This is a genomic window from Stenotrophomonas sp. ZAC14A_NAIMI4_1, from assembly GCF_003086915.1.
In the GTDB taxonomy this organism is placed as follows: Bacteria; Pseudomonadota; Gammaproteobacteria; order Xanthomonadales; family Xanthomonadaceae; genus Stenotrophomonas.
Window position 1 is genome coordinate 4,331,194 of sequence record NZ_CP026002.1, and the last position, 11,589, is coordinate 4,342,782.

At 67.3% G+C, this 11,589-nt stretch carries 9 protein-coding genes; 3 read left to right on the top strand and 6 right to left on the bottom strand.

Going from position 1 to position 11,589, the window contains the following annotated elements; genetic code table 11:
• Window positions 1–61: 61 nt before the first annotated feature.
• Complete coding sequence (locus C1926_RS19805; protein WP_108760388.1) at window positions 62–739, bottom strand: TetR/AcrR family transcriptional regulator; 678 nt, start codon at window positions 737–739, stop codon at window positions 62–64.
• Window positions 740–860: 121 nt separating this feature from the next.
• Between C1926_RS19805 and C1926_RS19810 the strand changes: the two genes are divergently transcribed.
• The 3 genes from C1926_RS19810 to C1926_RS19820 all read left to right on the top strand — a co-directional run bounded on the left by C1926_RS19810 (window position 861) and on the right by C1926_RS19820 (window position 6,029).
• A complete protein-coding gene (locus C1926_RS19810; protein WP_108760389.1) occupies window positions 861–1,991 on the top strand; it encodes an efflux RND transporter periplasmic adaptor subunit in 1,131 nt (376 codons plus the stop codon).
• Window positions 1,992–1,995: 4 nt separating this feature from the next.
• Entirely contained in the window at window positions 1,996–5,148 is a 3,153-nt protein-coding gene (locus tag C1926_RS19815; protein ID WP_108760390.1) for an efflux RND transporter permease subunit, read from the top strand.
• A gap of 143 nt (window positions 5,149–5,291) precedes the next feature.
• Entirely contained in the window at window positions 5,292–6,029 is a 738-nt protein-coding gene (locus C1926_RS19820) for a hypothetical protein (protein WP_254057338.1), read from the top strand.
• Between the two features lie 171 nt (window positions 6,030–6,200).
• Here C1926_RS19820 and gdhA read toward each other — a convergent pair whose 3' ends face one another.
• The 5 genes from gdhA to C1926_RS19845 form a co-directional block, all read right to left on the bottom strand.
• Window positions 6,201–7,544 carry an NADP-specific glutamate dehydrogenase gene (gdhA, locus tag C1926_RS19825; RefSeq protein ID WP_254057339.1) on the bottom strand — a complete coding sequence of 448 codons (1,344 nt, stop codon included), beginning with the start codon at window positions 7,542–7,544 and terminating at the stop codon, window positions 6,201–6,203.
• A 157-nt stretch (window positions 7,545–7,701) separates the two neighbouring features.
• Window positions 7,702–8,763: a 3-isopropylmalate dehydrogenase gene (leuB, locus tag C1926_RS19830; protein WP_108760392.1), complete on the bottom strand. Its 1,062-nt coding sequence runs from the start codon at window positions 8,761–8,763 to the stop codon at window positions 7,702–7,704.
• Entirely contained in the window at window positions 8,753–9,331 is a 579-nt protein-coding gene (gene leuD / locus C1926_RS19835; RefSeq protein WP_108760393.1) for a 3-isopropylmalate dehydratase small subunit, read from the bottom strand. Before leuD ends, leuB begins: the two co-directional genes overlap by 11 nt.
• A complete protein-coding gene (gene leuC / locus C1926_RS19840) occupies window positions 9,331–10,749 on the bottom strand; it encodes a 3-isopropylmalate dehydratase large subunit (protein ID WP_079223158.1) in 1,419 nt (472 codons plus the stop codon). Before leuC ends, leuD begins: the two co-directional genes overlap by 1 nt.
• Before the next feature lie 60 nt (window positions 10,750–10,809).
• Window positions 10,810–11,583, bottom strand: a complete 774-nt coding sequence (locus C1926_RS19845; protein ID WP_108760394.1) for a class I SAM-dependent methyltransferase — start codon at window positions 11,581–11,583, stop codon at window positions 10,810–10,812.
• Between the last annotated feature and the right edge of the window lie 6 nt (window positions 11,584–11,589).

The window sequence follows — 11,589 nt, forward strand, 5'->3', positions numbered from 1 at the left end:
GGGCGGCCGGGGTCGCAGTGCCGGAAGTCATCGCGACCTCCGGTTCGTTCAGTTTGGTGCTTCAGGCGCTTCCAGGCCCTCGCGGCGCATAGGCGCGCAGGAAGAAATCGACGCTGTCGGGCACGTGGCTGGAAGCATCGCACTGCCCCGGTGACAGCGGCATGCCGCACATCCGGTTCATATGCACTTCGCCCTTGATGAGGGTCAGGAACTGCTGGCCCGCCAGCCGGCAATCGGGGATTTCCAGCTCGCCGCACGCGGTGCGCGAACGCAGGAAATCGGCCAGCGCCTCGCAGGTGCGCTCCGGGCCGGCCTGCCAGAACAGTTCGCGCAGCCGTTCGTCGGTTTCCGGGGCCATCATCACCCGCTGCACCGAGATCGCCGCGTCGGAGGTGATCATCTCGAAGAAGGCCTGGCCGATGCCCAGCAACTGGTCGCGCAGCGGCCCTTCGGCATCGGCCACGAACAGTGCGTCCGGCAGCATCTCCATGCACTTGGACTGCACAGCTTCGGTGAAAAGCGTCTCTTTATCGCCAAAGTGGCTGTAAACGGTCAGCTTCGACACACCCGCCTGGGCGGCGATGCTGTCCATGCTCACGCCGGTATAGCCCTGCTCGACGAACAGGGTCTTGGCTGCTTCAAGGATCGCCGCGCGCTTGCCGAGGTCCTTCGGACGCCCGGGTCCGGCGGCCTTGGCAGCAGGCTTGGCCGACGCTTTGCGGGAAGTGGGAGAACTCATTGGCGTAATACTAGACCAACCGGTTCGATATTTATACTATACCGGCCAGTTTACTAAATTGGGGCCTGCGCTCGTGCCGGCTCCCCCGCGTTTGAACCCTGCGTTTTCAGGACGTTGACCGATGAAGAGCGTGCGCTGGCTGGGCGGTATGGTGTGGGTGGTGGCGCTGGCCGCCTGTTCGGGGCCGGAGCAGGCGCCGCAGGCGGCGGTGCCGGTGCTGGTCGTGCATCCGGGCGAGCAGGCCGGGCAGGGCACGGCGTCATTCCCGGGCACGATCCGTGCACGCCAGGAAAGCCCGCTGTCCTTCCGCGTGGGCGGCAACCTGGTCAAGCGCCACGTCGATGCCGGCCGGCGGGTGAAGCAGGGTGATGTGCTGGCCGAGCTGGACGTGGCCGACTTCGCGCTGCAGGCGCGCGCCTCGCAGGCGCAGCTGGCCGCGGCCGAAGCCGACCTTGCGCGTACCCGCGATGACCTCAAGCGCTACCAGGTGCTGGCCGACCAGCAACTGGTGAGCCGCTCGCAGCTGGACCAGCAGAGTGCTGCGTTCAAGGCGGCGCAGGGCCAGGCCAACGCGGCCCGTGCCAACCTCGATGTGCTGCGCAACCAGGCCGGCTACGCCCAGCTGCGCGCGCCGGCCGACGGGGTGATCGCCAGCCGCGAGGGCGAGGCCGGACAGGTCGTATCGGCCGGCCAGACCATCTTCAACCTGGCCGCCGATGGTGCCCGCGAAGTGCTGATCGACCTGCCCGAAGCGACCTTCCGCGATTACGCCGTGGGCCAGCCGGTGCAGGTGGAACTGTGGAACCGCCCGGGCCAGCGCCTGCCGGGCACGATCCGCGAGATTGCCGCGGCAGCCGATCCGCAGGCCCGTACCTATGCCACGCGGGTCAGCCTGGCCGCTGACGCGCTGGCCGATGTCGAACTGGGGCAGAGCGCGCGGGTGTTCAGCAGCGCCGGCCGCTCGGGCACGCTGCAGCTGCCACTGGCCGCCCTGCAGCGCGGTGCCAACGGCGCTTCCAGCGTCTGGGTGGTGGACCCGTCCAACAGCACCCTGAAGCAGGTGGCCGTCACCACCGGTGCCTATGGCAGCGACAGCGTGCCGGTGCTGTCCGGCGTCGGTGCCGGTGACTGGGTGGTGGCCGCCGGTGGCCACCTGCTGCGCGCCGGCCAGCCGGTGACCGCCGTGGACCGGCAGAACCGCCCGGTGCTGAAGCCGGCCACGCCGGCCGCTGCGCCGAAGGCGAAGGAGTAAGCCGGTGCGCCGCTTCAATCTTTCCGAGTGGGCGCTGGCCAATCGCCCGCTGGTGCTGTTTGCCATGCTCGCCTTCGCAGTGATCGGCGCATGGTCGTACAAGCACCTGGGCCAGTCCGAAGATCCGCCGTTCACCTTCAAGGCGATGGTGATCCGCACGCAGTGGCCCGGTGCCACCGCCGAGCAGGTGTCGCGGCAGGTGACCGAGCCGATCGAGAAGGCGCTGATGAACACCGGCGAATACGAGTTCATCCGCTCGTACTCGCGTCCAGGCGAATCGCAGGTGATCTTCATGGCGCGCGACAGCCTGCGCTCCAAGCAGATCCCGGACCTGTGGTACCAGGTGCGCAAGCGCGTGGGCGACATCCGCGCGACGCTGCCCCGCGAGATCGTCGGCCCGTTCTACAACGATGAGTTCGGCGATACCTACGGCAACATCTACGCGCTCACCGGCAAGGGCTTCGACTATGCGGTGATGCGTGATTACGCCGACCGCATCCAGCTGGAGCTGCAGCGCGTGCCCGACGTCGGCAAGATCGACCTGGTCGGACTGCAGGACGAGAAGGTGTGGATCGAGCTGTCCAATACCCGCCTGGCCACGCTGGGCCTGTCGATGCAGCAGGTGCAGCAGGCGCTGGCCGACCAGAACGCGATTGCCGGCACCAGCTTCTTTGAAACGCCGACCGACCGCGTGCAGCTGCGCGTGACCGGCCAGTTCGACAGCATCGAGGCGATCCGCCAGTTCCCGGTGCGTGCCGGCGAACGGACCGTGCACCTGGGCGACATTGCCGAGGTCAAGCGTGGCTTCGCCGATCCCGCCTCGCCGAAGATGCGCTTCATGGGTGAAGAAGCCATCGGCCTGGCCGTGGCGATGAAGGACGGTGGCGACATCCTCAAGCTGGGTGCGAACCTGGATGCGGAGTTCGAGCGCCTGCAGAAGACCCTGCCCACCGGCATGCAGCTGCGCAAGGTGTCCGACCAGCCGCAGGCGGTGGAAGAATCCGTCGGCGAGTTCGTGCAGGTGCTGACCGAAGCGGTGGTGATCGTGCTGCTGGTCAGCTTCTTCTCGCTGGGCCTGCGTACCGGCCTGGTGGTGGGCGTGACCATTCCGCTGGTGCTGGCGATGACCTTCTTCGTCATGCACTACTTCGGCATCGGCCTGCACAAGATTTCGCTGGGCGCGCTGGTGCTGGCCCTGGGCCTGCTGGTGGACGATGCGATCATCGCGGTGGAGATGATGGCCACCAAGATGGAGCAGGGCTTTGACCGCCTGCGCGCGGCCAGCTTCGCCTGGGAATCGACCGCGTTCCCGATGCTGACCGGTACCCTGATCACCGCGGCCGGCTTCCTGCCGATCGCCACGGCGGCGTCGAGCACGGGCGAGTACACCCGTTCGCTGTTCCAGGTGGTGACCATCGCGCTGGTGGTGTCGTGGATCGCCGCGGTGCTGTTCATCCCGTACCTGGGCGACAAGATGCTGCCGGACCTGTTCAACCCGCAGCCGCCGAAGCCGGGCAGCCTGTCCGCGCGCTGGCTGGCCCGGCGCCGGCAGTGGGCCGACCGCTACCCGGCGCTCGCCAACCTGCTGCGCCCGGCCGAGCACGGCCATGACCATGATCCGTACCAGCGGCCGTTCTACCAGCGCTTCCGCCGCTTCCTCGATGCGTGCCTGCGCCATCGCTGGTGGGTGATTGCCGCGACCATCGGCCTGTTCGTGTTCTCGCTGATGATGTTCCGCTTCGTGCCGCAGCAGTTCTTCCCCGATTCGACCCGGCCGGAACTGATGGTCGACATCGAACTGGCCGAAGGTGCCTCGCTGCGCTCGACCCAGGCCCAGGCCGAGAAGCTGGAAAAGCTGCTGCACGGCCGCGAGGACATTGCCAACTACGTGTCCTACGTGGGCACCGGCTCGCCGCGCTTCTACCTGCCGCTGGACCAGCAGCTGCCGGCAACCAACTTCGCCCAGTTCGTGGTGCTGGCCAAGGACACCCACGCCCGCGAAACCGCGCGCGACTGGCTGATGAAGGAGGTCATCCCGCAGTTCCCGGACGTGCAGATGCGCGTGACCCGCCTGGAAAACGGCCCGCCGGTGGGCTACCCGGTGCAGATGCGCGTGTCCGGCGAGCACATCGAGCAGGTGCAGGCCATCGCGCGCCAGGTCGAGGCCAAGGTGCGCGAGAACCCGCACGTCATCAACGTCAACCTGGACTGGAGCGAGCCGAGCAAGGTGGTGCGCCTGGTGATCGACCAGGAGCGTGCACGCGCGCTGGGCGTGAGCAGTGCGCAGGTCAGCCAGTTCCTGGCCAGTTCGCTGGCCGGGCAGTCGGTGAGCGTGTACCGCGAAGGCAACCGCCAGATCGAGATGCTGCTGCGCGGCCCGGCCGACGAGCGTGACCAGCTGGAGCTGCTGTCCAGCCTGGCCATGCCCACCGCCAACGGTGGCAGCATCACGCTGTCCCAGGTGGCCACGATGGAGTACGGTTTCGAGGACGGCATCATCTGGCACCGCAACCGCCTGCCGACGGTGACCGTGCGTGCCGACATCGGCGATGGCATGCAGCCGCTGGACGTGGTGCAGCAGATCCTGCCGACGCTGGATGGCATCCGTGCGCAGCTGCCCAGCGGCTACCTGCTGGAAACCGGCGGCACGGTGGAGGATTCGGCACGTGGCCAGGATTCGATCAAGGCCGGCATGCCGCTGTTCCTGATCGTGGTGGCGACCCTGCTGATGCTGCAGCTGCGCAGCTTCTCGCGGGCGGCGATGGTGTTGGTGACTGCGCCGCTGGGCATCATCGGTGCGACCCTGTTCCTGCTGCTGTTCCGCGCGCCGTTCGGCTTCGTGGCGCTGCTGGGCACGATCGCCCTGGCTGGCATGATCATGCGCAACTCGGTGATCCTGATCGACCAGATCCAGCAGGACATCGATGCCGGGCACGATCGCTGGCATTCGATCATCGACGCCACGGTGCGGCGTTTCCGCCCGATCGTGCTGACCGCGCTGGCAGCAGTGCTGGCGATGATCCCGCTGTCACGCAGCGCGTTCTACGGCTCGATGGCGATCTCGATCATGGGCGGCCTGATTGTCGGCACCGTGCTGACGCTGGTGTTCCTGCCGGCGCTGTATGCCGCGTGGTTCCGGGTCAAGCCGGGTGAGTAGAGTCGAGCTTGCTCGACTGCCGTTATCGGGGTCGGATCCCTTTCCCGCAGGGAAAGGGCTCTGACCCCATCGGCTGCGGATTGCTGCCCCTGCGATATGGCTGCATCATTCCGTTGATGGGAAATGGCAGGGAGCCGGCCGTGATGGACAGCAGGATCAAACTAAACAAGCGAAGCCCCCTGGACACGGTGGGGCTCCACGACGCGTCACTCGCCGCGGTGCAGGTTTCGCTTCAGGAGCGTTCGAGCGTTGTTCGGGTTGTCGGCGTGTGTGGAGATCTTCCAGAAGGAGCGATCGCTGATATCACGTGCCATGGCCTGGATTCATTCTTTCTCCTGCTGGACAGTAACGAGCTTTCGGAAAATGCGCGGCCCGGCAACATCCAGGATGGCCACTTCGAATCGGGTGGCGAAGCCGGTGTGTCCAGGCTCTACCTGACCGGGGGCATGCTGGAGGCACGGGGGGCGGTGCTTGCCTCGGATGTCCATGGGCGCGAGCCGCCCCTGCTGGCAATGATCGACGATGCGACGGATGCCGAATACAGCGATGTGCTGGCAGGTGAAGCGCTGCACTTATCCGTCCTGACGGGGTTTGCGCACTGGGTTGAGCGCAGGCGGTTCTCTCTGCAGTTGCTCGTACCGAAGGATGCGCCACGTCAGCAGGTTCCCCTGGTCGTTGATCGCGCTCCGGCATCTGTCTGCTTCAAGGGCGTGACGTCACTGACGGTGCGGTTCGATGGGTCAGCCCTCGGTGATCATGACCGGTTCGGCAACGTAAGAAACTTCCTCTTTGACCGGGAGCGGGGCCTGTACTGGATCTATCTATCCAACGGCATCATCGAAGTCTCGGCAGCTTCGGCAGTATGGCAATTGCCTGAGTGAGAGCCCTTCCTGCGGAAAGGATCTGCCCCCATCCACGCACGGCGTGGATCTACTGGGGCACGGCGATGCCGGGGTCGGATCCCTTTCCCACAGGGAAAGGGCTCTGACCCCATCCACGCATGGCGTGGATCTACAGTAGAGCCACCCCATGGGTGGCTGCACCGGCAGGGGTCAATACAACCCCTGCGCGAGCATCGCGTCGGCGACCTTCACGAAGCCGGCGATGTTGGCGCCGTCCACATAGTTGACGCTGCCGTCCGCGCGCTTGCCGTGGCGCACGCAGCTGGCGTGGATGTCCTTCATGATCGCGTGCAGGCGCTCGTCCACGTCGGCGTGGTGCCAGGACAGACGCTGCGCGTTCTGGCTCATCTCCAGCCCGGACGTCGCCACGCCGCCGGCGTTGCTGGCCTTGCCTGGTGCGTACAGCGTGCCGGCCTGCAGGAATACATCCACCGCTTCCAGCGTGGAGGGCATGTTGGCGCCCTCGGCCACGCACTGCACGCCGTTGTGCACCAGCGTGCGGGCGTCGTCCTCGTCCAGCTCGTTCTGGGTGGCGCAGGGCAGGGCGATGTCGGCCGGCACATGCCAGGGGCGCTTGCCGGCGAGGAACTCGAAGCGGGTATCAGCGGCCAGTTCCTGCAGGCGGCCGCGGCGCTCGTTCTTCAGTGCCATCAGCTCCTGCAGGGCCTGCTCGTCGAAGCCGTCGCGCGCGTACAGCGTGCCGCCCGAATCGGAGAAGGTCAGCACCTTCGCGCCCAGCTCGGTCGCCTTCAGGGCGGCGTACTGGGCCACGTTGCCGGAGCCGGATACCAGCACGCGTGCGCCGTGGGTTTCGCGGCGGGCGTGGTGCAGCATCTGTTCGACGAAGTAGACCGTGCCGTAGCCGGTCGCCTCCGGGCGCATCAGGCTGCCGCCATAGGACAGGCCCTTGCCGGTGAACACGCAGGCGGCATCGTTGCTCAGCTTCTTCATCATGCCGGCCATGTAGCCGACCTCACGCGCACCCACGCCGATGTCGCCGGCGGGCACGTCGGTGTCCGGACCCAGGTGGCGGTGCAGTTCCAGCATCAGCGCCTGGCAGAAGCGCATCACTTCGGCATCGCTGCGGCCCTTGGGGTCGAAGTCCGAACCGCCCTTGCCGCCGCCCATCGGCAGCGTGGTCAGTGCGTTCTTGAAGGTCTGTTCGAAGGCCAGGAACTTCAGGATCGACAGGTTCACTGACGGATGGAAGCGCATGCCGCCCTTGAACGGGCCGATGGCCGAGCTGTGCTGCACGCGCCAGGCGCGGTTCACATGGGCCTGGCCGGCGTCATCGCTCCAGGCCACGCGGAACTGGATCAGCCGCTCCGGCTCCACCAGGCGTTCCAGCAGGCCCTGCTGCAGGTAGCGCGGATTGTCCTGCAGGAACGGCCACAGGCTGTGGACCACTTCCTTCACTGCCTGCAGGAACTCGGGCTGGTGCGGGTCACGGCGGGCAACGTCGGCGAGGAACTCGTCGGGGGAACGATGCTTCAAAGACATTCCTTGGATTGAGGCCTGTGCGGGGCGGCGGCTGCGCGGTCGGCATGAAGGTGGGGGCCTGTAGCGTCGAGCCATGCTCGACGACGGTTGCATCAGCCGAGCATGGCTCGGCTCTACAGTAGTGCCACCCCATGGGTGGCTACTCCAGACATCACTTCAGCTTGGCGAGCACCGCGTCGGTGGCAGCAGCGGTGCTGACCGCCTGCCCCTTGGCCGCAAGGTCGGCGGTGAACACGCCGTCATCCAGCACCGCATGCACGGCGGCTTCCACCGCAGCGGCTTCGGCATCCAGGCCCAGCGAATGGCGCAGCAGCATGGCGGCGCTGAAGATCGTCGCGTAGGGGTTGGCGATGCCCTTGCCGGCGATGTCCGGTGCCGATCCGTGGATGGGTTCGTAGATGCCCACCGCGCCCGGTTCGCCCAGCGAAGCCGACGGCAGCAGGCCCAGTGAACCGGCCAGCATCGAGGCTTCATCGGTGAGGATGTCGCCGAACATGTTCTCGGTGACGATCACGTCGTACTCGCGCGGCTTGGCCAGCAGGTGCATGGCCATCGAATCGACCAGCTGGTGTTCCAGCGCCACGTCCGGGAATTCCTCGCGGCCGATGCGCGCGGCTACGTCACGCCACAGGCGCGAGGTTTCCAGCACGTTGGCCTTGTCTACCGAGGTGACTTTGCCACGGCGCTGCTGGGCCAGGCGGAAGGCGCTGCGCAGCACGCGCTCGATCTCGGCCACGGTGTAGCGGCACAGGTCGCTGGCGCTGTCGGCGTCGCGCGTCTTGTCGCCGAAGTAGATGCCGCCGGTCAGCTCGCGCACTACCACGAAGTCCACGCCCTGCAGCAGCTCGGCCTTGATCGGCGAGGCATGCAGTGCGGCTTCGTGGGTACGCACCGGGCGCAGGTTGGCGTACAGGCCCAGCGCCTTGCGGATCGCCAGTAGGCCCTGTTCCGGGCGCACCTTTGCGTTCGGGTCGGACCACTTCGGGCCACCCACCGCGCCCAGCAGCACCGCGTTGGCGGCCTGGCAGGCGGCCAGGGTGGCGGCCGGCAGCGGTTCGCCATGGCGGTCGATGGCAATGCCACCGATGTCGTGCTCACTGAAGGAGAAGCTGTGGTTGAAGCGTTCGGCGACGGCCTTCAGGACGGCAACCGCAGCGGCGGCCACTTCCGGGCCGATGCCATCACCGGGCAGGACAACAATTTCAGCGTGCATGCTCACTCTCGTAACGTTCGATTTCAGGGACACGGCCCAACAGATACCCCAACTGGTCGACACCTTCCAGCAGGCAGGTCTGCGAGAAGCCATCCAGCGGGAAGCAATAGACGCGGCCGTCGGGCGTGCGCAGCTCGCGCGCGGCAACGTCGATGGTCAGTTCATCGTCCGGGCGCTGCATCAGCGCCTGCACGTCGGCTTCGTCCAGCACGATCGGCAGCAGGCCGTTCTTCAGCGAGTTGCCGCGGAAGATGTCGGCGATCTCGCTGCTGACGATGGCACGCAGGCCGAGGTCGGTCAGCGCCCACGGCGCGTGTTCGCGCGAGGAGCCACAGCCGAAGTTGCGGCCGGCAAGCAGGATGCTGCGGCCAGCGTTGTGCGGCTGGTTGAAGGCGAAGCCGGGCACCGGCGAGCCGTCGGCCTGCCAGCGCCAGTCATTGAACGCGTTGCGGCCCAGGCCGGCACGTTCCGTGGTGGACAGGAACCGCGCCGGAATGATCTGGTCGGTGTCGATGTTGGTCTGCGCCAGCACCACGCTGGACGAGGTCAGGGTACGGAAACCGGCCATCACGCCACCTCCTGTGCGAACAGTTCGCGGGTGTCGGCCACCTGGCCCTTCACCGCGGCCCACGCCGCACTCATCGGCGAGGCCAGCAGGGTGCGCGACCCCGGGCCCTGGCGGCCCTCGAAGTTGCGGTTGCTGGTGCTCACGGCCAGCTGGCCGGGGGCGACCAGGTCACCGTTCATCGCAATGCACATCGAGCAGCCCGGCTCGCGCCATTCGGCACCGGCCGCGCGCACGATCTCATGGATGCCTTCGGCCTCGGCCTGGCGCTTGACGATTTCCGAGCCCGGCACCACCAGCATGCGCACGCCCTCGGCGACGTGGCGGCCACGCAGCACCTGCGCCACTTCGCGCATGTCGCTCAGGCGGCCATTGGTGCACGAGCCGACGAACACCACATCCACCGGCGTACCAGCCAGGGCCTTGCCGGCCTGGAAGTGCATGTAGTCCAGGCCCTTCTGCGCGGCAGCATCGTTGGCCGCCGGAATGGGCGTGTCCACGGCGATGGCGGTGCCCGGGTGGGTGCCCCAGGTCAGGGTCGGGCGGATGTCGGCGGCATCGATGCGCACTTCGCTGTCGAAGCGTGCGCCTTCATCACTGCGCAGCTGCTGCCAGCGGGCCACCGCGGCGTCGAAGTCGGCGCCCTTGGGGCCGCGCGGGGTAGCGGCCACGAAGTCGAAGGTGACCTGGTCCGGGGCGACCATGCCGGCACGCGCACCGGCTTCGATCGACATGTTGCACAGGGTCATGCGCTGTTCCATGTCCATCGCTTCGATGGTGCTGCCGCGGAACTCGATGACGTGGCCGGTACCACCGTTGACGCCGATCACGCCGATGATGTGCAGGACCACGTCCTTGGCGCCGACGCCGGGTGCCAGCGGGCCATCAACGGTGATCGCGAAGGTCTTTGCCTTGCGCTGCAGCAGGCACTGGGTGGCCAGCACGTGGCCGACTTCGCTGGTGCCGATGCCGAAGGCCAGCGAACCGAATGCACCGTGGGTGGAGGTGTGGCTGTCACCGCAGACGATGGTCATGCCGGGCTGGGTGAAACCCTGCTCCGGGGCGATGACGTGGACGATGCCGCGGTTGTCCGAAGCCATGTCGAACAGTTCGATGCCGTACTCGGCGCAGTTGCGCGCCAGGGTGGCGACCTGCGCTTCGGAGGCGGCGCTGGCGTAGGGCAGCTTGCCGTCGGCACCGGCCGGCAGGGTCGGGGTGGAATGGTCCATCGTTGCCTTGGTGCGATCCGGGCGGCGCGGCGCCAGGCCGCGCGAACGCAGCTCGGTGAAGGCCTGCGGCGAGGTGACCTCGTGGATCAGGTGCAGGTCGATGTACAGCACGGCGGGTGCGCTGTCGGATTCGGGAACCACCACGTGGGCGTCCCACAGTTTGTCGTACAGGGTGCGGGGTGCGGAAGTCATGCTTATGCCTGGCAGAAGTACGAAAGAACGAACATCAATAAAGAAAGCGGAACGGTCAAGTCAGCGGCGGCGGGCGAGCACGCGCAGGCGCACATAGTCGGCCAGCGGCTGCCCGGCTGCGTTGCGCGGCAGGTCGTCCAGCAGGGCCGCAGCCGCTTCGCGCACCGTGCTGCGGGCGGCGGCCGGCAGGTCGTCCAGCAGCGGCGCGGCGAACACCCGCAGCCAGCCGGCGACGCCGGTAGGCAGCGCGGTCGGGCGCGGCGTGGTTTCGATCAGCTGCACCTGGAAGCCATGCTGGCGCAGGCGGTCGGCGTAGGCATCGGCGGTGGGGAAATACCACTGGAACGCACTGGCGCCGTGGCCATGGGCCACGCGTGCGGCCTGCACCGCAGCGATGATCGTAGCCACGTTGCCATGGCCGCCGAACTCGGCGACGAAGCGGCCACCGGGACGCAGGGCACGGCGCACGCCCTCCAGCACGCGGTCCGGGTTGCCCATCCAATGCAGCGCGGCATTGCTGAACACCGCATCGAACTCCGCGTTGAAGGTCAGCGCGTGGCCATCCATCACCTGCGCATCGACACCACGCGCGCGGGCGGCATTGACCAGTTCCGGCGAGGCATCCACGCCGTGGATGCGCGCACCGCTCAGGGCCAGTTCGGTGCTGAGCACGCCATCGCCACAACCCAGGTCGAGGATGCGTTCACCGGTGCGCGGGTCGAGCAGGCGCGACACCGCACCGCCGAGCAGAGGCACGAAACCGGCATCGATCGCATAGTCCTGGGCGTTCCACTGCTGGCCAGCGGCCGTGGTGGGGGTGTCGAAGGCGCTCATGTCAGG